Source organism: Cellulosimicrobium cellulans (genome assembly GCF_007679345.1).
Taxonomy (GTDB): Bacteria; Actinomycetota; Actinomycetes; order Actinomycetales; family Cellulomonadaceae; genus Cellulomonas; species Cellulomonas cellulans_A.
This window is the reverse complement of record NZ_VEGH01000013.1, coordinates 104,004-127,716: the sequence shown is the minus strand read 5'-3', so window position 1 is coordinate 127,716 and position 23,713 is coordinate 104,004. Positions and strand designations below refer to the sequence as shown.

Sequence of the window (23,713 nt, the reverse complement as noted above, 5' to 3'; positions counted from 1 at the left end):
CGGGTGAGCGCGTATCTGGACCACGCGGCCACGACGCCCGTGCTCCCGGAGGCGGCCGCCGTCCTGGTCGAGCACCTGTCCCGCACCGGCAACCCCTCGTCCCTGCACACCGCGGGCCGGGCGGCGCGCCGCGCCGTCGAGGAGGCCCGCGAGACGCTGGCTGCCGCGCTCGGCGCCCGCCCCAGCGAGGTGCTGCTGACGGGCGGCGGCACGGAGGCCGACAACCTCGCGGTCAAGGGTCTGTTCTGGGCGCGTGCGGCGCAGGACCCGGCCCGGCGCCGCGTCCTGGTGTCGGCGGTGGAGCACCACGCGGTGCTGGACCCGGCGTTCTGGCTCGCGGAGCACGCGGGGGCGGAGATCGTCCTGCTGCCGGTGGACGGCGAGGGGCGGCTGCGCCTGGACGCGCTGCGCGACGAGCTCGCCGCGCACGCAGCCGAGACCGCGCTGGTGTCGGTGATGTGGGCGAACAACGAGGTCGGGACGCTGCAGCCGGTGGCCGAGGTGGTGGCGCTCGCGCACGCCCACGGCGTCCCCGTGCACGCCGACGCGGTGCAGGCGGTCGGGCAGGTGCCCGTCGACTTCGGCGCGTCCGGGCTGGACGCGATGACCGTCACGGGCCACAAGCTCGGCGGGCCCGTCGGCGTCGGCGCGCTGCTCGCCCGGCGCGAGCTCGCCCTGGTGCCGGTGCTGCACGGCGGCGGGCAGGAGCGCGGCGTGCGCTCGGGCTCGCTCGACGTCCCGGCGATCGCGGCGTTCGCCGTCGCGGTCGACGCGGCCGTGCGCGGGCGCGAGACGACGGCCGCGCGGCTGTCCGGCCTGCGGGACGTGCTGGTCGCGGGCGTGCGGGCGGCCGTCCCGGACGCGGTGCTCCGCGGCCCCGCCGACGCCGCCGACCGGCTGCCGGCCAACGCGCACTTCACCTTCCCCGGCTGCGAGGGCGACTCGCTGCTGTACCTGCTCGACTCGGCCGGCGTCGAGGCCTCGACCGGGTCGGCGTGCCAGGCGGGCGTGCCCCAGCCCAGCCACGTGCTGCTGGCGATGGGGCTCGACGAGGCGGACGCGCGCGGCGCGCTGCGGTTCTCGCTCGGCTGGCCGTCCACGGACGACGACGTCGCGGCGCTGCTCGCGGCGCTGCCGGGCGCGGTGGACCGGGCGCGCGCGGCGGGTCTCGCCGGCGGGTCGCGGGCCGCCGCGGGTCGTGCCGCCGGGACCCGGTCGACGGCGGGGGTCGCCTGATGCGCGTGCTCGCGGCGCTGTCCGGCGGCGTCGACTCCGCCGTCGCGGCCGCCCGCGCGGTCGACGCCGGGCACGACGTCGTCGGCGTGCACATGGCCCTGTCCCGGAGCCGGGCGCAGCTGCGCACCGGCTCGCGCGGCTGCTGCTCGATCGAGGACGCCGGCGACGCCCGGCGGGCCGCCGACGTGCTGGGCATCCCGTACTACGTCTGGGACCTGTCCGAGCGGTTCGAGGACACCGTGGTCGCCGACTTCCTCGCCGAGTACGAGGCCGGGCGGACGCCGAACCCGTGCGTGCGGTGCAACGAGCACATCAAGTTCGACGCGCTGCTGGACAAGGCGCTGGCGCTCGGCTTCGACGCCGTCGCGACGGGGCACTACGCCTCCGCGACCGCCGGGCCCGACGGCGCCCCGGTGCTGCGCCGCGCCGCCGACCGCGCCAAGGACCAGTCCTACGTGCTCGCCGTGATGGGCCCGGAGCGGCTGGCGCGCGCGATCTTCCCGCTCGGCGACGTGGCGTCCAAGGACGAGGTGCGCGCCGAGGCGGCCGCCCGCGGGCTCAGCGTGTCGGCCAAGCCCGACTCCTACGACATCTGCTTCGTCGCCGACGGCGACACCCGCGGCTTCCTGCGGGACCGGCTCGGGTCGCGGCCCGGCGAGGTCGTCGACGCCGACGGCACGGTGCTCGGCACGCACGACGGCGCCTACGGGTACACGATCGGGCAGCGCAAGGGCCTCCAGCTCGGGCGGCCGGCCGCCGACGGCAGGCCCCGGTACGTGCTGGCGATCGAGCCCGTGAGCAACCGGGTGGTCGTCGGCGGGGCCGAGGCGCTCGCGGTCGACGCGATCGAGGCCCGGGACGCCGTGTGGTTCGGCCCCGCCCCGCGCGACTGGACGGCGTGCCTGCTCCAGGTCCGCGCGCACGGCGCCGCGGTGCCGGTGCGGGCCCGGGCGACCGCGGACGGCGGGATCGAGGTGCGGGTCGACGGGCCGCTGCGCGGGGTCGCGGCGGGGCAGTCGGCGGTGCTGTACGGCGGGGCGGACGGGGACGTGGTGCTGGGTCAGGGGACGGTGGAGCGGGCGACGCGCGCGGGGGCTGCGACGGGGGCCGGTGCGGCCGGGGCCGGTGCGGCCGGGGCCGGCGTGGGACGCGCCGGGGCAACCGCGTGACCGGGGTCGGCGGGACCGGGGCCTGGCCCGGCGCGGAGCCGCTGGAGGCCCAGACGACCGTCCTCGGCGACGTCGCCGCGGCGCCCTCCGGGGTCGACGGCCTGCCGTGGACCGTCCGGCTGCCCGAGCGCGGAGCCTTCGGCAGCCTCGTCGCCCAGGCGCTCGGCCTGCTCGTGGAGATGCCGGCCGAGCTCGGCCCGCACGGCTGGCGGCTCGCCGACCGCCCGGGGGGCGACGCGACCCGGCTGGCCGCGCTGCGCCGGGAGGACCTGGACGCGCTCGCCGTCGCCGCGCACGGCTGGGACGGGCCGCTGGTCGTGCCGGTCGCCGGGCCGCTCACCCTGGCCGCCGGCGTGTACCTCGCCCGCGGCGACCGCGCCGTCGGCGACCCGGGGGCCGTGGCGGAGCTCGCCGCCTCCCTGGCCGCGGGCGTCGCGGAGCACCTGGGCGCCATCGTCCGGGCCGTCCCGGGCGCGCGTCCGACCGTGCTGCTGCACGAGCCGCTCCTCGCGCAGGTGGTCGCCGGCGTGCTGCCGTCGTTCTCGGGGTACGCGCGGCTGCGCGCCGTCCCCGCGCCCGTGGTGTCGGAGCGGCTCGGGACTGTCGTCGCCGGGCTGCACGCGGCCGGTGCCGAACGCGTGGTGCTGCACGTCGGCGCCGGTGCGACGACGCTCGGTGCCGCGCGCGGCGCCGGAGCGGACGCGGTCGGGCTGGAGGTCGCCGGGCTCGACGAGCGCCGGTGGGAGTCCGTCGCCGAGGCGGTCGAGGCCGGACTCGCGCTGTGGGCCTCGGTACCGCAGCCGGAGACGTCGCAGTGCGCCGGGCCGGACGTGCGGGGGGTGGCCGACGCGGTGCTGCGCGGCTGGGAGCGGGTCGGGCTGTCCCGGGCCGGGCTGCGCGACGTCGTGCTCCTCGCCCCCGAGGGGCCGGCGGTACCCGGCGGGCCGACGGGTGCGCGGGTGGACCCCGCCGCGGCGCGGGCGACGCTCGCGACCGTGGGCCGGGCTGCGGCGGTCGTCGCGGAACGGGCGGAGTCGTGAGCGGGGCGGGCGGCCGGCGGACGCGGGGCGAAGCGGGCGCGGCGGGTGGTGCGGGCGCGGCGGGTGGTGCGGGCGTCCGGGACGGGGCCGTCGTCCGCCGGCGGACGTGGCTCGGCCGGCGGCACGCGGCGGTGCTGGTCGCCGGCGCGGGGCTCGCCGTGGTCGGCCTGGTGGTGCTGCTCGTGGTGTGGCTGGGGCTCGTGACGTCCAGCCTGCGCACCGGTCTCGCCGAGGAGGGCACGTGCGTCGCCGCGGCCACCGCCGGGGAGGGCGACGCCGCGGTGTCGTCCTCGCTGCTGCCGCCGCGCGCGGTGTGCTCGTGGACCGTCGACGGGCGGGCGACGGAGACGGTGCTCGCCGAGGGTTCGGCGGCGCTCACCGGCGCGGCCCTCGGCGGCGCCGCCGTCGGGGTGCTGCTCGTCGCGGGCGGCGGGACGGCGGCCTGGCGCGCGCGGCGACGCGCGAGCGCCGCGACGTCGGTGCACCCGGCGTCCTGACGCCGGGGACCGCAGCGGCGTCGCTCAGCGGGCCCCCGTGACCGGAGGGCCCCGTGACGAGTCCCGGGACGGCTCCTGCGGGACGACCGCGGTGCTACTCATCCGTGTGTAGACCCATCAGGAGCGGGTCGGGACGCTCGCAGGTGTGGACGGCGAACTGCAAGGCACCGTAGGACGGAACATCCGGCGCATCCGCGCGACCCGTGGACTGAGCCAGGAGGAGCTGGCCGAGCTCATCGGGAACCACCGCACGTACGTGGGCTCGGTGGAGCGCGGTGAGCGCAACCTCTCGCTCCGCTCGCTCGAGCGGCTGGCGGACAGCCTCGGCGTGGACCCGGTCGCTCTGCTGGCACCCCCGGCGTCCGGCGAGCCGGAGCTCGGTGCGTCGGAGCCCGGCGACGCCGAGCCCGCCCAGCCGGCGCCCGCAGCGGCCGGGCCGGGCGACGCCGAGCGGGCGCCCCGGGACCCCGCCGCGTCCTGAGCGGGGCCGGCGGGCCGCGACCCGGCCCGCCGGCGGGTCAGGTCCCGGCCAGGTCGAGCACCCGGTCGAGCGCGGGCATCAGCCGGTGCCAGGACTCGGCGCTCAGCTCCAGGTGCTGCACCGCGCCGTCGCCGACGTAGACCCAGGTCGTGCGCGCGCCGTCGCGGCGGTGGAGGCACACGGCGAGGTCGGCGGCCGCGGTGCGGTCGAGCGCGTCGGGCGTTCCGGGCCGCCCGGCCGGCTCCCGCTCGGCGAACGGCGAGACGGCGGCGCCGGGGCCGCTCAGGAGCTGTCGGGCGGCGACGGACATCGAGGTGCTCACGTGCGAGCGGTCCCGCACGTCGTCGTCCTGCGCGTGCAGCACCACGCACCAGTCGGGGCAGGGGTCCGCCTGCCAGGTCGGTCGGTCGTGCTCGGGGGTCACGGGTCCTCCTCGGTCGGCCTGCCGAGGGGCTCCTGCGCGGCCGTGCCCCTCGTCCCACCCACTGTGGGTGCGACCACCGACACGTGGGCCCGGTCGTCCACAGGCTGCGCGGATCAGCCCTCGGGGGCCTCGCCGATCAGCTCGCGGACGGGCACGCCGAGGCGGTCGGCCAGGCGCTCGACCGACCGCAGGGTGAGGTTGCGCTCCCCGCGCTCGACGCCGCCCAGGTAGGTGCGGTGCATGTCGACGTCGCGCGCGAGGGCCTCCTGGCTGATCCCGCGCTCGAGCCTCAGGCGGCGCACCCGCCGCCCCACCGTCACCTGCAGCTCACCTTCCACGCGCCCCACGGTCGGGGTCGTGCTACTTCTCTGTCTACAGACTGATGAGTAGCAGCCTAGCGACCCGCGTGCCACGGCGGGAAGCCCGGTCGTCCGGGCCCGCCCGGGTGCCGTGTCGGGGGCGCGCGGCATGATGTGCCCGTGGACGCGACACGACCCGAGACGACGAACCCCGAGGACTCCGGCCTGGACGAGGCCGCCGCGCGCCAGCGGTGGGCCGAGCTGGCGGACCGCGTCCGGGAGCTGCAGTTCGCCTACTACGTGCGCGACGAGCCGCTCGCGAGCGACGCCGACTACGACGCGACGCTGCGCCGGCTGGAGGCCCTCGAGGACGCGTACCCGGAGTTCGGCCTGCGGACGCCGGAGTCGCCCACCCAGAACGTCGGCGGCACGTTCTCGACGGAGTTCCGCGCGGTCGACCACGTCGAGCGGATGCTGTCGCTGGACAACGCGTTCTCGGCCGAGGACGTCGCCGCCTGGGCCGAGCGGGTGCACCGGGACCTGGAGCTGCCCGAGGGCGCGGGCGTCGGCTACCTGACCGAGCTCAAGATCGACGGGCTGGCGATCGCGCTGCTGTACGAGCGCACCGGCGACGGCCCGGCCCGCCTGGTGCGCGCCGCCACCCGCGGCGACGGCCGCACGGGGGAGGACGTCACGCTCAACGTCCGCACCATCGCCAGCATCCCGGACGTGCTGGCCGGGGACCCGGCCACCCACCCGGAGCTGATCGAGGTCCGCGGCGAGGTGTTCCTGCCGGTCGAGGCGTTCGAGCGGCTCAACGAGGCCCAGGTCGCGGCGGGCAGGGCGCCGTTCGCCAACCCGCGCAACGCCGCTGCGGGCTCGCTGCGGCAGAAGGACCCGCGGGTGACCGCGAGCCGGCCGCTCGGCATGTACGCCCACGGCATCGGCGCGCTGCGCCGGGGCGCCGCCCGCGCCGCCGGCCTGGAGCGGCAGTCCGAGGTCTACGACCTGCTCACCGGCTGGGGCGTGCCGGTCTCGCCGCACTCGCGCGTCGTGACGGGGCTGGCGGACGTGACCGCACGGATCGCGGAGGTCGGCGAGCACCGGCACTCGTACGAGCACGAGATCGACGGCGTCGTCATCAAGGTCGACGAGCTCGCGCTCCAGCGCCGGCTCGGCGCGACCAGCCGGGCGCCGCGGTGGGCCATCGCCTACAAGTACCCGCCGGAGGAGGTGAACACCCGGCTGCTCGCCATCGAGGTGAACGTCGGGCGCACCGGCCGGGTCACCCCGTACGCGGTGATGGAGCCGGTGCGGGTGTCGGGCTCGACCGTGTCCATGGCGACGCTGCACAACAAGGACGTCGTCGCGCTCAAGGGCGTGCGCCCGGGCGACATGGTGGTGCTGCGCAAGGCCGGCGACGTGATCCCCGAGATCGTCGGCCCGGTCACGGCGCTCGCGGACGACGGCTACCCGCGCACCGACTGGACGATGCCGACCGAGTGCCCCGAGTGCGGCTCGACGCTGCGCCCGATGCGCGAGGGCGACGTCGACCTGCGCTGCCCGAACGCCCGCACCTGCCCGGCGCAGGTCCGCGGCCGGGTCGAGCACATCGGCTCGCGCGGGGCGCTCGACATCGAGGCGCTCGGCGAGGTCACGGCCGCGGCCCTGACCCAGCCCGAGGTGCCGGAGACGCCCCCGGTGGTCAACGAGGCGGACCTGTTCGACCTGGTCGCGTGGCCGGCCGACGCCCCGGAGGAGGAGCGCGAGCGGGTCCGGCAGCGGTCGTTCGCGCTGCTCCGGCAGGTGCAGGTGGTGGTGCGCGACCCCGAGACGGGCGAGCCGCGGGTCGACGAGGACGGCACGGTCCGTCGCCGCACGCCGTTCCGCCGGCGCGTCACGTACAGCGTGAAGGCGCGCCGCGACGCCGAGGCCCGGGGCGAGCACCTGCCGGAGCACGAGGAGGTGCCCTCCGAGCAGGCACGCACGCTGCTGGACGAGCTCGACGCGGCCAAGACCAAGCCCTTCTGGCGGGTGCTGGTCGGGTTGAGCATCCGGAACGTCGGGCCGACCGCCGCCCGGGCGATCGCCCAGCACTTCGGCTCGATGACGGCGTTGCGCGCGGCGCTCGGCGACGCCGAGCAGGCGCGCGCCACGCTGTCCGCCGTCGAGGGCGTGGGCCCGACGATCGCCGACTCGATCATCGACTGGTTCGCCGAGGACTGGCACGCGGCGATCGTGGACCGGTGGCAGGCGGCGGGCGTCGTCATGGCCGACGAGGCCGACGAGTCCGTGCCCCGCACGCTCGAGGGACTGACCGTGGTCGTCACGGGCAGCCTCGAGGGGTTCAGCCGGGACCAGGCCAAGGAGGCCGTGCTGTCCCGCGGGGGCAAGGCGTCGGGCAGCGTGTCGAAGAAGACCGACTACGTGGTGGTGGGGGAGAACGCCGGGTCGAAGGAGGCCAAGGCGATCGAGCTCGGGCTGCGGATCCTGGACGAGGCGGGGTTCGTCGCGCTGCTGGCCGGCGGTCCGGCGGCCGTGGGCGACGGGCCGGCCGAGGACGGCGCGCCGGACGGGACGGCCGAGGCCGGTGGGTCGGACGAACCCGCCGGGGACGGCACGCCGGACGCGGCGGCCGGGGACGGCGCTGCCGACGCCGACGCCTCGTGACCGGCGCGGGCAGCGCGGCGGGAGCCGTCCGGTCCGCGACGCGCGCGGCGCCGGTCCCGCCCGGCGTGCTGGTCGAGGCCGCCACCTGGCGCCCGGCGGCGACGCGGGACGTGGACGGCTGGCGGCTCGGGCTGTCGGGCGGGTTCACGCGCCGCGCCAACAGCGCGCTCCCGCTCGCGACGCCCGAGGACCTCGACGCGACCCTGGGCCGGGTCGAGGCGGTGTACGCCGCGGCCGGCCAGCCGTCGGTCGTCCGGGTGTGCTCCGACGCGCCGGAGGGGCTCGCCGCCGCGCTCGCCACGCGGGGCTACGCCGAGCGCGCGGTCACCGACGTGCTGGTCCGGGACCTGGCGGCGCTGCCGCCCGAGCACGTCGCGGCACCCCCGGCCCTCCGGGTCGACGTCGCGGACGCGCCCGACGACGCCTGGCTGGCCGGCTGGCTCGGCGTGAAGGCGGGCGGTGGGACGGTCGACGCCGCCACCGCGCGGGCCGTGGTCGCCGGCTCTCCGGCGCTGTACCTGACGGCCGCGGACGCGGACGGCGCGACCCTCGGCGTGCTGCGGGCCGCGCTGGAGGGCGGCTGGACGGGGCTGTCCTGCCTGATGGTCGCGCGGGGGGCCCGGCGCCGCGGGCTCGGCCGGCTGCTCACCCGCCTCGGGCTGCGCGCGGCGGCCGACCGCGGCGCGACGCGCGCGTTCCTCCAGGTCGAGGCCGCGAACGCGGGTGCGGCGGACCTGTACGCCGCCGAGGGGTTCCGCCCGGCCGAGCGGTACGCGTACTGGGAACGCTGACCCACGGCGCCCGCGCAACCGCGCCGAGCGTGCACTCGTCGCGGGGTTCCGCGCGCGTGAACCACGCGCCTCGTGCGGTCTCGGCGTCCGGAGGGCGGGCGGTCCGGGGTCGGAGGGTCCGCGCGGGGGCGTGGGCGCGCGGCGCGCGTTCCGCGACGGCTCGGACGATACTGGCGCGATGATCGCCATCGAGCGCGCGGAGCTCCTGCAGGCCGCAGGCCTGCGCTGGACGCCGTCGTCCGGGGACCGGTTCGCCCTGCGCCAGCCCGCGCTGGCCGGCGAGGTCTTCACCATCAGCGAGATGACCATCGAGCCGCACGCCTACCCGAGCGGCACGGTGCTCGGCTTCAACGGCACCACCGAGTGGGCGCTCGACTCCGTCACCCAGGACGACGCGGTGTGGCTGCCGCGCGAGGACCAGCTGCGCGAGCTGCTCGGCGGCACGTTCCGGAGCCTGGCGCGGGCGCTCGACGGCTCGTACCTCGTGGTCGTCGAGCTGCCCGGGCAGCCGGAGCGGTCGTTCGCCGCCGAGGAGGCCGAGGACGCGTACGCGGACGCGGTGCTGGCGCTGGTCTCGGCCGCGCGGGTCTGACCCCGGCCGGGAGCACCTGGGTGGTGCCGCACCACGGCTGCGTGCCGGGCGCGCAGGGCTAGCGTCGCCGGACTTCCAAAGGAGTCCAAATGCTGCGACGCAACCCGTTCCGTCCGACTGCCGGGTCGAGGCCGCCGCTGCTCGTCGGACGAGACGACGTCCTCCAGGAGTTCGGCGACTCGCTCGACGACGGCCCCGGCTCGCCGGCCCGCCTCGCGCTGTTCACGGGGCCTCGCGGGGTCGGGAAGACCGTGATGCTGTCGGAGGCCGACGGGCTCGCGCTCGAACGGGGGTGGGTGCGGCTCGCCGAGACAGCGACGCCCGGCATGGTCCGACGCCTGCAGCACGCGACCACGCGTGCGCTCCACGAGCTGGAACCGTCGACGGCCCCCTCCCGGCGGATCTCGGGGGTCACGCTGCCCGTCGTCGGCGGCGGGCTGACCCTGTCGACGCCGCCCGAGGAGGTCGTCGAGTGGCGCGCCGAGCTGGGACGCCTGCTGGACGTGCTCGAGGCCAACCGCACCGGGCTGCTCGTGACCGTCGACGAGGTGCACGCCGGAGCGCGTGACGACCTCCGCGACCTCGCCGCGACGGTGCAGCATCTCGTGCGTGAGGACCGGGAGGTCGCGCTCGCGATGGCCGGGCTGCCGTCGGCCGTCTCCGACCTGCTCGACGACGACGTCCTGACGTTCCTGCGTCGGGCGTCGCGGTTCGAGCTCGGCGACGTGGGCCTCGACCACGTAGCCGAGGCGCTCCGGCGCACCATCACCGAGTCCGGCGCGACGATCGAGGACGCCGCGTTGCAGCAGGCGGCCATCGCGACCGGCGGATACCCGTTCATGATCCAGCTTGTCGGTTACCACGTGTGGCGCACCGCCAGGACGTCGCCGATCGACCTCGCTGACGTCCGCGCCGGCGTGGCCGCTGCTCGCACGCGTCTCGGCTCGTTGGTGCACGAGACGTCGCTCGCTGACCTCTCCGAGGTCGACCGGACCTACCTCGTCGCCATGGCCCAGGACGAAGGCGACTCCTCGACCGGGCAGATCGCGCGGCGGCTGGGCGTGACACCCTCGTACGCCTCGACCTATCGGGCCCGCCTCATCGCCGCCGGGGTGATCGAGGCGACCGCACACGGCAGGGTGGACTTCACGATCCCCTACCTGCGCGAGTACCTCCGGGAGCACGCGACCGGCCACGAGATGGCGACCCGCCGGGGCCCGAGCGCGCGCGAGGGGAGGTCGTGACCCGTCCCGACCTCCCCGCATCGCACCACGTCTAGACTCCGGGGTATGTCCTCCCTCTCTCGTGACGAGGTCGCGCGCGTCGCGGGCCTGGCGCGGATCGACCTGACCCCCGAGGAGCTCGACCGCCTCGCGGGCGAGCTCGACGTGATCGTCGAGTCGGTCGCCCGGGTCAGCGAGGTCGCCACGCCCGACGTGCCGGCCACCAGCCACCCGCTGCCGATGACCAACGTGTTCCGCCCGGACGTCCCCGAGCAGCCGCTGACGCAGGAGCAGGCGCTGTCCGGCGCCCCCGCGTCCGAGGACGGCAAGTTCCTCGTCCCGCAGATCCTCGGGGAGGAGTGAGATGACCGACCTGACCCGCCTCTCCGCGTCGGAGCTGGCCGAGAAGCTGCGTGCCCGCGAGGTCACCAGCGTCGAGGTGACGCAGGCCCACCTGGACCGCATCGCCGCCGTCGAGCCCGCGGTGCACGCGTACCTGCACGTCTCGGCCGAGGAGGCGCTGGCCACCGCCGCCGACGTCGACGCGCGCCGCGCCGCGGGCGAGGAGCTGCACCCGCTCGCCGGCGTGCCGATCGCCGTCAAGGACGTCGTCGTCACGCAGGGCCTGCCGACCACGGCCGGCTCGAAGATCCTCGAGGGCTGGGTGCCGCCGTACGACGCGACCCTGGTCGAGCGGATCAAGGCCGCGGGCCTGCCGATCCTCGGCAAGACCAACATGGACGAGTTCGCCATGGGGTCGTCGACCGAGCACTCGGCCTACGGCAACACGCACAACCCGTGGGATTTGGACCGGATCCCCGGCGGCTCCGGCGGCGGCTCGGCCGCGGCCGTCGCGGCCTACGAGGCCCCGCTGGCCATCGGCACGGACACCGGCGGCTCGATCCGCCAGCCCGGCGCCGTCACCGGCACCGTCGGCGTGAAGCCGACCTACGGCTCGGTGTCCCGCTACGGCCTCATCGCGCTCGCCTCGTCGCTCGACCAGGCCGGCCCCGTCACGCGCACCGTGCTCGACTCGGCGCTGCTGCACGAGCTCATCGGCGGGCACGACCCGCGCGACTCGACGTCCATCCCGGAGCCGCTGCCCGGCCTGGTCGCCGCCGCCCGCGAGGGCGCGTCCGGCGACCTCACCGGCGTGCGCGTCGGCGTGGTCCGCGAGCTGCAGGGCGAGGGCTACCAGCCCGGCGTGCTCGCGCGGTTCGAGGAGTCGCTGGAGCTGCTCCGCGGCGCCGGCGCGGAGATCGTCGAGGTCTCCTGCCCGCACTTCGAGTACGCGCTCGGCGCGTACTACCTGATCCTGCCGTCCGAGGCGTCCAGCAACCTGGCGAAGTTCGACGGCATGCGGTTCGGCCTCCGGGTCGAGCCGTCCGAGGGCCCCGTGACCGCCGAGCGCGTGATGGCCGCGACCCGCGGCGCCGGCTTCGGCGACGAGGTCAAGCGCCGGATCATCCTCGGCACCTACGCGCTGTCGGCGGGCTACTACGACGCCTACTACGGCTCGGCGCAGAAGGTCCGCACGCTCATCCAGCGCGACTTCGCGAACGCGTTCGAGCAGGCGGACGTGCTGGTCTCCCCGACGGCGCCCACCACGGCGTTCAAGCTCGGCGAGAAGCTGGACGACCCGCTGGCGATGTACCTCAACGACGTCGCCACGATCCCGGCGAACCTCGCCGGCGTGCCCGGCATGTCGCTGCCGAACGGCCTGTCGGACGACGGTCTGCCCGTCGGCTTCCAGGTGCTGGCCCCGGCCAAGGCCGACGACCGGCTGTACCGCGTGGGCGCCGCGCTCGAGGCGCTGCTGGAGAAGAACTGGGGCGGCCCGCTGCTGGCCAAGGCTCCCGAGCTGGAGGTGGGCGAGTGAGCACCCAGACCGTCGACCTGGTCGACTACGACGAGGCCGTGGCGCGGTTCGACCCGGTCATCGGCATCGAGGTGCACGTCGAGCTCGGCACCGCGACCAAGATGTTCGACGGCGCCCCGCAGACGTTCGGCGCCGAGCCGAACACCGCGGTCACACCGGTGTCGCTGGGCCTGCCGGGCGCGCTGCCCGCCGTCAACGGCACCGCGGTCGAGTACGCGATCCGGATCGGCCTCGCGCTGAACTGCGAGATCGCGGAGACCTGCCGGTTCGCCCGGAAGAACTACTTCTACCCGGACGTGCCGAAGAACTTCCAGACGTCGCAGTACGACGAGCCGATCGCCCACGACGGCTACCTGGACGTCGAGCTCGAGGACGGCACCGTGTTCCGCGTCGAGATCGAGCGCGCGCACATGGAGGAGGACGCCGGCAAGAACACCCACGTCGGCGGCTCCACCGGCCGCATCCAGGGCGCGGAGTACTCGCTGGTCGACTACAACCGTGCCGGCATCCCGCTGGTCGAGATCGTCACCAAGCCGATCACCGGCGCCGGCGAGCGGGCCCCCGAGGTCGCCCGCGCGTACGTGCAGACGCTGCGGGACATCTTCCGGGCGCTCGGCGTGTCCGAGGCGCGGATGGAGCGCGGCAACGTCCGCGCCGACGTCAACGTCTCGCTGCGCCCGACGCCGACCGCGCCGCTGGGCACGCGCACCGAGACCAAGAACGTGAACTCGTTCCGCTCGGTCGAGCGCTCCGTCCGGTACGAGATCAGCCGCCAGGCCGCGATCCTCGACGCGCAGGGCTCGGTCACCCAGGAGACCCGGCACTGGCACGAGGACACCGGCATCACCACGGCCGGCCGCGTGAAGTCGGACGCCGAGGACTACCGGTACTTCCCGGAGCCCGACCTGGTGCCCGTCGCCCCGTCGCGGGAGTGGGTCGAGGAGATCCGCGCCGCGCTGCCCGAGCTGCCCGCCGCCCGCCGGCGCCGGCTGCAGGGGGAGTGGGGCTACGCCGACGCCGAGATGCGCGACGTGGTCAACGCGGGTGCGGTCGAGCTGATCGAGGCGACCGTGGCCGCGGGCGCGAGCCCGGCCGCCGCGCGCAAGTGGTGGATGGGCGAGCTCGCCCGCACCGCCAAGACCCAGGAGGTCGAGCTCGCCGACCTGCCGATCACCCCGACGCAGATCGGCCAGCTCCAGCAGCTCGTCGACGCGGGGCGGATCAACGACAAGCTGGCGCGGCAGGTCCTCGAGGGCGTGCTGGCCGGCGAGGGCGACCCGGAGGCGGTCGTCGTCGCGCGCGGCCTGGAGGTCGTCTCGGACGACGGCCCGCTGCTCGAGGCGATCGACGCGGCCCTGGCCGCGCAGCCGGACATCGCGGAGAAGATCCGTGGCGGCAACCTCGGCCCGGTCGGCGCGATCATCGGCTCGGTCATGAAGGCGACCCGCGGCCAGGCGGACGCCGGCCGCGTGCGCGAGCTGGTCCTGGAGCGCGTCCAGGCCTGAGCGGCACGACGGCGGCGCGGCACCCGGCGGGACCGGGGCCGCGCCGCCGTCGCGTGCGGGGCCGGCAGCGCTCCGGCGCCCGCTCCGGAACGCGCCCGACCGCGCGGCGAAACACGACGGTCACCCGCAGTGCCTAGGCTCGGGTCGACGAGGAGGCAGCCCCATGGAGAAGCCCACGCTCGAGGGCGAGATGATCCACCTGCGCCCCATCCGCGCCGACGACGCGCCGGCGATGTGGGACATGGTCAACGACCCCGAGGGGATGCGGACCACCGGCACCACGACGGTGTTCACCCGCGCCCAGATCGACGCGTGGTGCGCGACGGTCTCCGGCCTGGACGGGCGGATCGACCTGGCCATCACCGCGAACGGGTCCGACGAGTACCTCGGCGAGATCGTGCTGAACGACATCGACGAGGTGGTCGGCTCGGCGAACATGCGCCTGGTCATGCGGCCGGCGTACCGCGGCCGCGGCTACGGCACGGAGGCGATCGAGCTGGTGCTCGGCCTGGCGTTCGACGGGATCGGCCTGCACCGGGTCGGGCTCGACGTGCTGAGCATCAACGCCCGCGCGCGCTCGCTCTACGAGAACATCGGGTTCCGGGTCGAGGGGCGCCGCCGGGACGCGTACCGGGACGGCGACGGCTGGTGCGACGGCATCGACATGGGGATGCTCGAGGACGAGTACCGGGCGCTGCGCGCGGCCTGACGTCGTCCGCGCGGCCCGCTCGCACGCCACGAGGCGCCGGTCCCCGGGAGGGTGGGGACCGGCGCCTCGCGCCTGCGGTGAGCGGCGGGGCCGCTCAGGGGTGCTGGTCGATCAGATGAGCCAGCGGTTCTTCTGCACGACCGGCAGGCTCTTCCACCAGCGGCCGAGGCCCCAGGTGTCGCCGCCGGCGGTGAGGGCCACGAGGACCAGCACCAGCGCGTAGATGATGTGGTAGTCCATGACCGGGTTGGTCGAGCCCGAGATGAGCGGCCACTCGGCGAGCCACATCATCGCCATGATGAGCGAGCCGGCGCCGGCCGCGACCCGGGTGCCGATGCCGAGCATGACCGCCAGGCCGACGCCGAGCATGCCGAGCATGAACAGCACGTCCGAGGCGGGGCTGGCGATGCCGTTGAAGAAGCCGGTCAGCGGGCCCTGGGCCGCGAACTGCAGGAAGCCCTGGCTCGGCGCGCCGCCGTGGATCCACGCGGCGTCCGAGGCGGTCGAGTAGCCGAACCCGAACGTCTTGTCGAGGAAGGCCCAGAGGAAGATGAACCCCGTCGAGAGACGGAGGGCGGCGAGCACGCGGCGGGCGGCCACCGAGGTGACGACGTCCTCCTGGGTCCGCGAGGTCGCGGGGGCCGCCTCGGTGCGGGGGGTGGTGATCGTGGTCATGATCCGTGCCTTCTTGTCTGGGGTTCACCTTGTGATGACTTTCCCAATGTCCTCCCGTCGGAGCCCTCGCACCCCGGACGGAAGTCCCAAACTCCCTGCGTGCGGCTGCTGGAAAGCGCTCCACGTCACCCGGATGCCGGTCACCCGGGACCTGGGTCCCGGGGTCGGCCTGGCCGGAACCGGGACCTCGGTCCCAGCCCGCGCGGGGGTGGCGGCGGCGCGGGTCGCCCGGTGCACGGGCGAGGCGCCCGCCCCCGGGTGGGGACGGGCGCCTCGTCGTGCAGCGGGCCGGCGGCGGTCTCCGTCCGCCGCCGGCCGCGCGTCCTCAGCGCAGCCAGCGCTGCGCCTGCACCACCGGCAGCTCGCGCCACACGCGGCCGAGCCCCCAGGTGTCCCCGGCCAGGCAGGTCGCGCAGACGATCAGGGCCAGGGCGTAGATGATGTGGTAGTCCACGAGCGGGTTGGTCGACCCGGCGGTGAGCGGCCACTCCGCGGCCCACATGAGGATCATGATGAGCGAGCCCGACCAGGCGGCGACCCGCAGGCCGATGCCGAGCACCACCGCGAGGCCGACGCCGAGCATGCCGAGCATGAACAGCACGTCGGTGGCCGGGCTGGCGATCGACTGGAACAGGTCCTTGAACGGGCCGACGACCGCCTCGCTGTTCAGGAAGCCCTGGCTCGGCGTGCCGCCGTGGATCCAGGCCCGCTCGGACGGGGTCGAGTAGCCGAGGCCGAACGTCTTGTCGACGAAGGCCCACAGGAAGATGAACCCGGTGGCCAGCCGGGTCGCGGCGAGCGCGCGGCGCGCGTTCAGGGTGGTGACGACGTCCTCCTGGGCCGGCAGCGGGGCCGGCGCGGCGGACGAGCGCGAGAGGGTGGGTGCGGACATGGCGGCTGCCTCCGGATCACGACGTTGTGACGATGCGCCCAATGTCCCGCTTCGTCCCGTTGGACGGAGGGGCCGAAGGTCCCGAGCCGCTCTGCTTCCGGGCCACCCGGGACGCGAGCGCCCGGAATCCGGGACCTCTGTCCCGGCGCCCGGGCCCGCCGAGATCGGTGGTTCGCACCGAGATCGGTGGCTGCAACCACCGATCTGACGCGAAAGCACCGGTCTCGCGGCGCTGGGCCGGCCCGGGATCAGCGCAGGGACTGGTACGCGCCGAGCGAGACCGCCCGCTCGTGCGCGTGGTCCACGATCCGCTCGGGGTAGTCCGGCGCCGCCGACCGCGGTAGCTTCCACGGCTCGTGCACCGCCTTGCCGGGGATGTCGCGCAGCTCGGGCACCCAGCGCCGCACGTAGTGCCCGTGCGGGTCGAACTTCACGCCCTGGGTCACCGGGTTGAACACCCGGAAGTACGGCGCCGCGTCCCGGCCGGTGCCGGCGACCCACTGCCAGTTCATCTGGTTCTGCGGGATGTCGCCGTCCACCAGCCAGGCCATGAAGTGGTCCGCGCCGCGCTGCCACCGCACGTGCAGGTCCTTGACCAGGAACGAGGCGACGGCCATCCGCACCCGGTTGTGCATCCAGCCCTCGCCCCGCAGCTGCCGCATCCCGGCGTCGACCAGCGGATAGCCGGTGCGGCCCTCGGCCCACGCCGCGAGGGCCTTCGCCTCGGCGCGGCCGTCCACCCAGGCGTTCTCCGGGATGACGGGCGTGAGCGACTCGTGCGCGCCGCGGGGGTGGTGGAACAGCACGTCGGCGTGGAAGTCCCGCCAGGCGATCTGCCCGCGGAACGTGTCGGCGCCCTCGCCGCGGCGGTGTGCGAGGTCCGCCAGGATCGTGCGCGGGTGGATCTCGCCCCACTTGAGCGGGACCGACAGCCGCGAGGTGCTGTCGAGGTCCGGGCGGTCGCGCTCCGCCTTGTAGTGGGACAGGGGGCCGTCCAGCATCTCCGCCCACCGGGCGAGGGCCGCCGCCTCGCCGGCCTCCGGCAGCGCGAGGCCGTCGGGCACGGGGGCGTCCGGCACGGCGTCGGACCGGCCGCCGTCGAGGAACGTGACGGCGCGCACCGTCTCCGCCGCGTCCGGCGCGGGGGAGTGCCAGCCGTGCTCGGCCCAGGCGCGGCGGAACGGCGTGAACACCTGGTACGGCGTGCCGGACTGGTTGCGGACCCGGCCCGGCGTCACCGCGTACGGCGACCCGGTCCGGACCAGCGCGCGGCCGTCCTCCTCGAGCGTCCACTCCACGTGGTCGTCCCGGCGCCGGCCGAACGGCTCGGTCGACGCGGCCACGTGCACGTCCTCGGCTCCGATCTCGCGGGCCACCGCCGGGACCACCTCGCGGGGGTCGCCGAGCCGGACCAGCAGCCGGCCCCCGGTCTGCTCGTCGAGCGCGGCGAGGCTCCGGGCCAGGTACGCCCGGCGGGGTGCGCCCGACGACGCCCACAGGCGCGGGTCGAGGACGTACAGCGCGAGCACGTCGCCCTGCGCGGCTGCCGCGTGCAGCGCGGGGTTGTCGCCGAGCCGCAGATCGCGGCGGAACCAGTGGATCGCGGTCACCCGGCGACGGTAGCCAGGGGGACCGGTGGTCGCGAGCCGTGCGCCCGACGTGGGTCCGGCGCGCGTGACCGGACCTGCGTCGAGGCACCACCGGCCCGGGCGATGAGCCGATGGTGCCTCGACTGGGGGTACCCGGCGACGGGTCGTCGTCGCCAGGTGACCGGAGCGGACCCCGGGCGGGAAGCCCGGTGGTCGCCCCGGGGGAGAGACGACCGCTGGTCCGTGCGCCCCAGCCTGCCCCGGCGCGGTGCCCCGTGGTTGGGCCGTTGGTCCCGACCTCCCGCGGGTCGATCAGCCGCCCGCGACCGCGTCCGCGTGCGCCGCGACCGCGTCCCGCAGGTACACCGCGAGCCCGGGCGCCACGGCCTCGTAGGTCGCGGCGAACCGCGGGTCGTCCACGTACATGGCGGCCAGGTTCCGGTACGCCTCGGCGTCCGGGGTCCAGAACAGGGCGACCCAGGCGTGGTGCCGGGCGACCAGGTCCCGCACCGCGGCGTCGGTGACGGGCGTGCCCGCCGCCAGCAGCGCGGCCAGCCCCGTGCTCACGGCCTCGCCCTCGCGCCGGTGCGCCTCGCGCTCGTCCACGGACAGGTCCTCCCACGCGCGGGTGCTGCGCTCCACGGCCGCGTCGCCCCAGCGCTCGCGCGCCTCCTCCTCGTACCGGCGGTGGTCGAAGCCGTCGTACATCTCGTCGGCAGGCATGTCGGTGCCCCCTTCCAGGGACTCGATGGTGGCGGCGACGGTGCGGGCGAGCCGGTCCAGCCGGTCCCGCTCCGCGAGCAGCGCGGCGTGGTGCTCGCGCAGCCGGTCGGCCTGGACGCGCGCCGGGTCGCCGGCGCCCCCGCCGGGCGCGGCCGCGTCGAGGATGTCCCCGATCGCCGCCAGCCCGACGCCGAGCTCCCGGAGCACGAGCACCTGCTGCAGCCGCAGCAGCTCGGCGCGTCCGTACTCCCGCTGCCCGCCCGGCGCGGTGCCGGCCGGGCGCAGCAGCCCGATCGCGTCGTAGTGCCGCAACGTCCGGGACGTCACCCCGGACAGCCGCACCACCTCGGCGGTGGTCCACCGCTCCGTGCCCGTCGTGCCCGTCGTGCCGGTCATGCCGCCCGCCCCGTCGTGTCGCCGACGGCGGTCGTTCCGCCGTCGCTGCTCGACGGTAGGCGTTGACGCGGCGTCAACCGCAAGCCCTCTCGCCCCGCGCCCGCCGACCCGGCCGCACGAGTCGCCCGACCCGCCCGACCCGCCCTCGACCGCCGAGATAGGACCGTCCCGTCGAGATAGGACGCGGCAGGGCCCTATCTGGGCGCGGAGGTCCTATCTCGGCGACCGAGGTCGGCGACCGTGGGGCGGCGGGCGAGGGCGGCGGGCGGCCGGGGGCGGGGTGGGGCGTGTCGGTGGGGGGTGGGAGGGTCGGGGCATGGACAACGCAGCGCAGCGCGTCATCGGTCCCGGCGCCGCCACCGAGCGGGTCGACGCCCGGCACTGGCGGGTGCTGCTGCTGTGGCTGCAGGCCGCCTTCCGGGTCCCCGACCTCGCCACGGGCGCGGCGCTCGTCGCCCGGGTCGCGGCCGAGGCGGAGCGCCTCGGCGCCGCGCCCGACGTGACGCTGCGGCCCGGCGTCGTCCAGGTGCGGACGACCACGTGGGCCGCGCACGGGCTCACCGAGGCGGACCTGGCGCTCGCGGCCGCCGTCTCGGCCGCGGCGGACGAGCTCGGGGTGGTCGGCGACCCCGCCTCGCTCACCTCGCAGGAGATCGCGATCGACGCGCTCGACATCCCGCGCGTCGCCCCCTTCTGGCGCGCGGTGCTGGGCTACGAGCCGGAGCCCGGGACCGACCCGGACGACCCGGCGCTCGCGGACCCGGCCGCCCTGGGACCGGGGTACTGGTTCCAGCAGATGGACGCCCCGCGCCCGCAGCGCAACCGGATCCACGTCGACGTCACGGTGCCGCACGACCAGGCCGAGGCCCGGGTGGCGGCCGCCCTCGCCGCCGGGGGCACGCTGCTGTCCGACCGGCGCGCGCCCGCGTTCTGGGTCCTGGCCGACCCCGAGGGCAACGAGGCCTGCGTCTGCACCTGGCAGGCCCGCGGGGAGGGCTGAGCGCGGCCGCCCCCGTCTCGCCCCTCGGTCGATCACAGGACGGACGCCCGCCGCACCGTGACGTGCGCAGACGTACGGTGACGGCCACGCCGCCGCCGCGGTGGCGCCCTGCTCGTCCGAAGGAGCCCCAGCGTGAGTCGTCCTCTGCGCTCTCGTACCTCGACCCACGGCCGCAACATGGCCGGCGCCCGCGCCCTGTGGCGCGCCACCGGCATGGGCTCCGAGGACTTCGGCAAGCCGATCATCGCGATCGCCAACTCGTACACGCAGTTCGTCCCGGGCCACGTGCACCTCAAGGACATGGGCGACCTCGTCGCGTCGGCGATCCAGGAGGCGGGTGGCGTCGCCAAGGAGTTCAACACCATCGCGGTCGACGACGGCATCGCGATGGGCCACGCGGGCATGCTCTACTCGCTGCCCAGCCGCGACCTGATCGCCGACTCGGTCGAGTACATGGTGCAGGCGCACTGCGCCGACGCCCTGGTGTGCATCTCGAACTGCGACAAGATCACGCCGGGCATGCTCAACGCGGCGCTGCGGCTGAACATCCCGGTGATCTTCGTGTCGGGCGGCCCGATGGAGGCCGGCAAGGCGGTCATCGCGGACGGCGTCGCGAAGACGCACCTCAACCTCATCAACGCGATCAACTACTCGGCGGACGACAACGTCTCCGACCAGGCGCTGGCCACGGTCGAGGAGAACGCCTGCCCGACCTGCGGCTCCTGCTCCGGCATGTTCACCGCGAACTCGATGAACTGCCTCACCGAGGCGCTGGGGCTGTCGCTGCCCGGCAACGGCTCGACCCTGGCCACGCACGCGGCCCGCAAGGAGCTGTTCCTCGAGGCCGGCCGCACGATCGTCGACCTGGCCCGCCGGTACTACGACGACGAGGACGACACCGCGGCGCCCCGCGGCATCGCGACCCGCGCCGCGTTCGCCAACGCCATGGCGCTCGACGTCGCGATGGGCGGCTCGACGAACACCGTGCTGCACGTGCTGGCCGCCGCGCAGGAGGCCGAGGTCGACTTCACGCTCGAGGACATCGACGCGATCAGCCGCCGCGTGCCCTGCCTGGCCAAGGTCGCGCCGAACCACCCGGACTACCACATGGAGGACGTGCACCGGGCGGGCGGCATCCCCGCGCTGCTCGGCGAGCTCGACCGCGCCGGGCTGCTCGACCACGACGTGACCAGCGTGCACACGCCGACGCTGCGCGCCTGGCTGGACGACTGGGACGTCCGGGGCGGGAAGGCCACCGAGCGCGCGACGGCGCTGTTCCACGCCGCCCCCGGCGGCGTCCGCACCACGCAGGCGTTCTCGACGTCGAACGTGTGGGAGTCCCTCGACACCGACGGCGCGGGCGGCTGCATCCGCGACGTCGCGCACGCGTACACCGTCGAGGGCGGGCTGGCGGTGCTCCGCGGCAACCTGGCCGAGGACGGCGCGATCATCAAGACCGCCGGCATCGACCCGGACGTCTTCCACTTCGTCGGGAGCGCGCTGGTGTGCGAGTCGCAGGACGAGGCGGTCGACAAGATCCTGCGCAAGGAGGTCGAGCCGGGCCACGTCGTCGTCGTGCGGTACGAGGGCCCGTCCGGCGGCCCCGGCATGCAGGAGATGCTGTACCCGACGTCGTTCATCAAGGGCCGCGGGCTCGGCAAGGTGTGCGCGCTCATCACCGACGGCCGGTTCTCCGGCGGGTCGAGCGGCATCTCGGTGGGCCACATCAGCCCCGAGGCGGCCGCGGGCGGCACGATCGGCCTGATCGAGGACGGCGACGAGATCGAGATCGACGTCGAGACCCGCCTCATCCGGGTCAACGTGCCGGACGAGGTGCTGGCCGACCGCCGCGCCAAGATGGAGGCGCGCGAGAACCCGTGGCAGCCGGTCGACCGCGACCGCTACGTCTCGCCGGCGCTCCAGGCGTACGCCGCGATGGCGACGTCCGCCGACCGCGGCGCGGTCCGCGACGTGAGCCGCCTCCGCCGCGGCTGACGCGAGCCCGACCCGAGCGCCGCGCGGCGCGCCCCGGCACGTCAGGGGCGCGCCGCGCCTCGCGCGCCTAGAGTCTGCTCATGACGACCACGGGCGGGAACACCCCGGACATCGACATCAAGCCGCGCTCCCGGCAGGTGACCGACGGCATCGAGGCCACGGCGTCGCGCGGCATGCTCCGCGCCGTCGGGCTCGGCGACGAGGACTGGGTGAAGCCCCAGATCGGCGTCGCGAGCTCCTGGAACGAGATCACCCCCTGCAACCTGTCGCTGCAGCGGCTGGCGCAGGCGGTCAAGAGCGGCGTGCACGCCGGCGGCGGCTACCCGCTGGAGTTCGGCACCATCTCCGTCTCGGACGGCATCTCGATGGGCCACGAGGGCATGCACTTCTCCCTGGTGAGCCGCGACATCATCGCGGACAGCGTCGAGACCGTCATGCAGGCCGAGCGCCTGGACGGCTCCGTGCTGCTGGCCGGCTGCGACAAGTCGCTCCCGGGCATGCTGATGGCGGCCGCGCGCCTCGACCTGTCGAGCGTGTTCCTGTACGCGGGCTCGATCATGCCGGGCTGGGTGAAGCTCGAGGACGGCACCGAGAAGGACGTCACGCTGATCGACGCGTTCGAGGCGGTCGGCGCGTGCGCCCGCGGCCTGATGAGCAAGGGCGACCTGGACCGCATCGAGCGCGCCATCTGCCCCGGCGAGGGCGCCTGCGGCGGCATGTACACCGCGAACACGATGGCGTCGGTGGCCGAGGCGATGGGCATGTCGCTGCCGGGCTCCGCCGCCCCGCCGAGCGCGGACCGCCGCCGGGACAACTTCGCGATGCGGTCCGGCGAGGCCGTCGTCGAGCTGCTGCGCAAGGGCATCACCGCGCGGCAGATCATGACCAAGGAGGCGTTCGAGAACGCGATCGCGGTGGTCATGGCGTTCGGCGGCTCGACCAACGCGGTGCTGCACCTGCTGGCGATCGCGCACGAGGCCGAGGTCGACCTGACGCTGGACGACTTCAAGCGCGTCGCCGCGAAGGTCCCGCACCTGGGCGACCTCAAGCCGTTCGGCCGGTACGTCATGGCGGACGTCGACCGCATCGGCGGCGTCCCGGTCATCATGAAGGCGCTGCTGGACGCGGGCCTGATCCACGGCGACTGCCTCACCGTCACCGGGAAGACGGTCGCGGAGAACCTCGCCGACGTCGCCCCGCCCGACCCGGACGGCAAGATCCTGCGCGCCCTGGACAACCCGATCCACCACACCGGCGGCATCACGATCCTCGACGGGTCGCTGGCCCCGGAGGGCGCCGTCGTGAAGTCGGCGGGCTTCGACACCGACGTGTTCGAGGGCACCGCCCGGGTGTTCGAGCGCGAGCGGGCCGCCCTGGACGCGCTGGAGGACGGCACCATCCAGGCGGGCGACGTCGTGGTCATCCGGTACGAGGGCCCCAAGGGCGGCCCGGGCATGCGCGAGATGCTGGCGATCACGGGCGCGATCAAGGGCGCCGGGCTGGGCAAGGACGTGCTGCTGCTCACCGACGGCAGGTTCTCCGGGGGCACCACGGGCCTGTGCGTCGGGCACGTCGCGCCCGAGGCCGTGGACGCGGGCCCGATCGCGTTCGTGCGGGACGGCGACCGGATCCGGCTGGACGTCGCGAACGCGACGCTCGACCTGCTGGTGCCCGAGGAGGAGCTCGCCGCCCGCCGGGTCGGGTGGGCGCCGCTGCCCCCGCGGTACACGCGGGGTGTGCTCGCCAAGTACGCGAAGCTCGTGCAGTCGGCGTCGACGGGGGCGGTGCTGATCTGAGGCCCGCCGGAGCCGGCGGGCCTGATCTGCGCGAACGCCTCCGCCGGACCCGGCCCGCCCGCTAGGGTCGCGTCGGGGTACCGGACGGGTGCCCCGACGCGACGGGGGGCGAGCGTGACGACGGAGCCGGCG

The 23,713-nt window shown here is 75.6% G+C and carries 22 protein-coding genes; 16 read left to right on the top strand and 6 right to left on the bottom strand.

Features of this window, described 5'->3' with window-relative positions; genetic code table 11:
- Window positions 1–3: 3 nt before the first annotated feature.
- The 5 genes from FS882_RS16550 (at window position 4) to FS882_RS16535 (ending at window position 4,423) form a co-directional block, all read left to right on the top strand.
- Complete coding sequence (locus FS882_RS16550) at window positions 4–1,236, top strand: cysteine desulfurase family protein (RefSeq protein WP_158374644.1); 1,233 nt, start codon at window positions 4–6, stop codon at window positions 1,234–1,236.
- Window positions 1,236–2,405: a tRNA 2-thiouridine(34) synthase MnmA gene (gene mnmA / locus FS882_RS16545; protein ID WP_158374642.1), complete on the top strand. Its 1,170-nt coding sequence runs from the start codon at window positions 1,236–1,238 to the stop codon at window positions 2,403–2,405. The genes FS882_RS16550 and mnmA overlap by 1 nt, the downstream gene beginning before the upstream one ends.
- Window positions 2,402–3,445: a hypothetical protein gene (locus tag FS882_RS16540; protein ID WP_158374640.1), complete on the top strand. Its 1,044-nt coding sequence runs from the start codon at window positions 2,402–2,404 to the stop codon at window positions 3,443–3,445. The genes mnmA and FS882_RS16540 overlap by 4 nt, the downstream gene beginning before the upstream one ends.
- Window positions 3,442–3,942 (top strand): hypothetical protein, encoded by a 501-nt coding sequence (locus tag FS882_RS21115; RefSeq protein WP_187365341.1) that lies wholly within the window; start codon window positions 3,442–3,444, stop codon window positions 3,940–3,942. The genes FS882_RS16540 and FS882_RS21115 overlap by 4 nt, the downstream gene beginning before the upstream one ends.
- 145 nt (window positions 3,943–4,087) lie before the next feature.
- Window positions 4,088–4,423 (top strand): helix-turn-helix domain-containing protein, encoded by a 336-nt coding sequence (locus FS882_RS16535; RefSeq protein ID WP_158374638.1) that lies wholly within the window; start codon window positions 4,088–4,090, stop codon window positions 4,421–4,423.
- Between the two features lie 37 nt (window positions 4,424–4,460).
- Here the strand turns inward: FS882_RS16535 and FS882_RS16530 are convergent, their stop codons facing one another.
- Window positions 4,461–4,847 (bottom strand): hypothetical protein, encoded by a 387-nt coding sequence (locus FS882_RS16530; RefSeq protein WP_158374636.1) that lies wholly within the window; start codon window positions 4,845–4,847, stop codon window positions 4,461–4,463.
- 113 nt (window positions 4,848–4,960) lie between these two features.
- Window positions 4,961–5,185, bottom strand: a complete 225-nt coding sequence (locus FS882_RS21655) for a helix-turn-helix domain-containing protein (RefSeq protein ID WP_239198330.1) — start codon at window positions 5,183–5,185, stop codon at window positions 4,961–4,963.
- Between the two features lie 141 nt (window positions 5,186–5,326).
- Here FS882_RS21655 and ligA point away from each other — a divergent pair, with 141 nt between their 5' ends.
- From ligA to FS882_RS16485, 8 genes are all read left to right on the top strand, one after another.
- Window positions 5,327–7,816, top strand: a complete 2,490-nt coding sequence (ligA, locus tag FS882_RS16520) for an NAD-dependent DNA ligase LigA (RefSeq protein WP_158374632.1) — start codon at window positions 5,327–5,329, stop codon at window positions 7,814–7,816.
- Window positions 7,813–8,607, top strand: a complete 795-nt coding sequence (locus FS882_RS16515) for a GNAT family N-acetyltransferase (protein WP_158374630.1) — start codon at window positions 7,813–7,815, stop codon at window positions 8,605–8,607. The genes ligA and FS882_RS16515 overlap by 4 nt, the downstream gene beginning before the upstream one ends.
- 178 nt (window positions 8,608–8,785) lie before the next feature.
- Window positions 8,786–9,199: a pilus assembly protein CpaE gene (locus FS882_RS16510; protein WP_158374628.1), complete on the top strand. Its 414-nt coding sequence runs from the start codon at window positions 8,786–8,788 to the stop codon at window positions 9,197–9,199.
- An 89-nt stretch (window positions 9,200–9,288) separates the two neighbouring features.
- Window positions 9,289–10,443: an AAA family ATPase gene (locus FS882_RS16505; RefSeq protein WP_158374626.1), complete on the top strand. Its 1,155-nt coding sequence runs from the start codon at window positions 9,289–9,291 to the stop codon at window positions 10,441–10,443.
- Between the two features lie 45 nt (window positions 10,444–10,488).
- A complete protein-coding gene (gene gatC / locus FS882_RS16500; protein WP_147795987.1) occupies window positions 10,489–10,785 on the top strand; it encodes an Asp-tRNA(Asn)/Glu-tRNA(Gln) amidotransferase subunit GatC in 297 nt (98 codons plus the stop codon).
- A gap of 1 nt (window position 10,786) precedes the next feature.
- Window positions 10,787–12,301: an Asp-tRNA(Asn)/Glu-tRNA(Gln) amidotransferase subunit GatA gene (gene gatA / locus FS882_RS16495; RefSeq protein ID WP_158374624.1), complete on the top strand. Its 1,515-nt coding sequence runs from the start codon at window positions 10,787–10,789 to the stop codon at window positions 12,299–12,301.
- Window positions 12,298–13,806 carry an Asp-tRNA(Asn)/Glu-tRNA(Gln) amidotransferase subunit GatB gene (gene gatB / locus FS882_RS16490; protein ID WP_158374622.1) on the top strand — a complete coding sequence of 503 codons (1,509 nt, stop codon included), beginning with the start codon at window positions 12,298–12,300 and terminating at the stop codon, window positions 13,804–13,806. The genes gatA and gatB overlap by 4 nt, the downstream gene beginning before the upstream one ends.
- Before the next feature lie 163 nt (window positions 13,807–13,969).
- Complete coding sequence (locus FS882_RS16485; RefSeq protein WP_158374620.1) at window positions 13,970–14,515, top strand: GNAT family N-acetyltransferase; 546 nt, start codon at window positions 13,970–13,972, stop codon at window positions 14,513–14,515.
- Between the two features lie 111 nt (window positions 14,516–14,626).
- On the opposite strand, the gene FS882_RS16480 is transcribed toward FS882_RS16485, so the two are convergent.
- The 4 genes from FS882_RS16480 to FS882_RS16465 all read right to left on the bottom strand — a co-directional run bounded on the left by FS882_RS16480 (window position 14,627) and on the right by FS882_RS16465 (window position 18,790).
- Window positions 14,627–15,190 carry a DoxX family protein gene (locus FS882_RS16480; RefSeq protein ID WP_158374618.1) on the bottom strand — a complete coding sequence of 188 codons (564 nt, stop codon included), beginning with the start codon at window positions 15,188–15,190 and terminating at the stop codon, window positions 14,627–14,629.
- Between the two features lie 325 nt (window positions 15,191–15,515).
- Window positions 15,516–16,082, bottom strand: a complete 567-nt coding sequence (locus tag FS882_RS16475) for a DoxX family protein (protein ID WP_158374616.1) — start codon at window positions 16,080–16,082, stop codon at window positions 15,516–15,518.
- 248 nt (window positions 16,083–16,330) lie between these two features.
- A complete protein-coding gene (locus FS882_RS16470) occupies window positions 16,331–17,692 on the bottom strand; it encodes a cryptochrome/photolyase family protein (protein WP_158374614.1) in 1,362 nt (453 codons plus the stop codon).
- Window positions 17,693–17,983: 291 nt separating this feature from the next.
- Complete coding sequence (locus FS882_RS16465) at window positions 17,984–18,790, bottom strand: MerR family transcriptional regulator (protein ID WP_158374612.1); 807 nt, start codon at window positions 18,788–18,790, stop codon at window positions 17,984–17,986.
- A 316-nt stretch (window positions 18,791–19,106) separates the two neighbouring features.
- Between FS882_RS16465 and FS882_RS16460 the strand changes: the two genes are divergently transcribed.
- From FS882_RS16460 to ilvD (FS882_RS16450), 3 genes are all read left to right on the top strand, one after another.
- On the top strand, window positions 19,107–19,790 hold the full coding sequence (locus FS882_RS16460; RefSeq protein WP_158374610.1) for a VOC family protein: 684 nt from the start codon (window positions 19,107–19,109) through the stop codon (window positions 19,788–19,790).
- 132 nt (window positions 19,791–19,922) lie between these two features.
- Entirely contained in the window at window positions 19,923–21,785 is a 1,863-nt protein-coding gene (gene ilvD / locus FS882_RS16455; protein ID WP_158374608.1) for a dihydroxy-acid dehydratase, read from the top strand.
- A gap of 80 nt (window positions 21,786–21,865) precedes the next feature.
- On the top strand, window positions 21,866–23,581 hold the full coding sequence (gene ilvD, locus FS882_RS16450) for a dihydroxy-acid dehydratase (RefSeq protein WP_158374606.1): 1,716 nt from the start codon (window positions 21,866–21,868) through the stop codon (window positions 23,579–23,581).
- Window positions 23,582–23,713 lie beyond the last annotated feature (132 nt).

Bases quoted from the DNA above. Each gene is read 5' to 3' on its own strand.
- mnmA (WP_158374642.1), top strand. From the start codon at position 1,236: ATGCGCGTGCTCGCGGCGCTGTCCGGCGGCGTCGACTCCGCCGTCGCG.
- FS882_RS16460 (WP_158374610.1), top strand. From the start codon at position 19,107: ATGGACAACGCAGCGCAGCGCGTCATCGGTCCCGGCGCCGCCACCGAG.
- FS882_RS16510 (WP_158374628.1), top strand. From the start codon at position 8,786: ATGATCGCCATCGAGCGCGCGGAGCTCCTGCAGGCCGCAGGCCTGCGC.
- FS882_RS16465 (WP_158374612.1), bottom strand. From the start codon at position 18,790: ATGACCGGCACGACGGGCACGACGGGCACGGAGCGGTGGACCACCGCC.
- FS882_RS16505 (WP_158374626.1), top strand. From the start codon at position 9,289: ATGCTGCGACGCAACCCGTTCCGTCCGACTGCCGGGTCGAGGCCGCCG.
- gatC (WP_147795987.1), top strand. From the start codon at position 10,489: ATGTCCTCCCTCTCTCGTGACGAGGTCGCGCGCGTCGCGGGCCTGGCG.
- gatA (WP_158374624.1), top strand. From the start codon at position 10,787: ATGACCGACCTGACCCGCCTCTCCGCGTCGGAGCTGGCCGAGAAGCTG.
- FS882_RS16485 (WP_158374620.1), top strand. From the start codon at position 13,970: ATGGAGAAGCCCACGCTCGAGGGCGAGATGATCCACCTGCGCCCCATC.
- FS882_RS16475 (WP_158374616.1), bottom strand. From the start codon at position 16,082: ATGTCCGCACCCACCCTCTCGCGCTCGTCCGCCGCGCCGGCCCCGCTG.
- ilvD (WP_158374606.1), top strand. From the start codon at position 21,866: ATGACGACCACGGGCGGGAACACCCCGGACATCGACATCAAGCCGCGC.
- FS882_RS16480 (WP_158374618.1), bottom strand. From the start codon at position 15,190: ATGACCACGATCACCACCCCCCGCACCGAGGCGGCCCCCGCGACCTCG.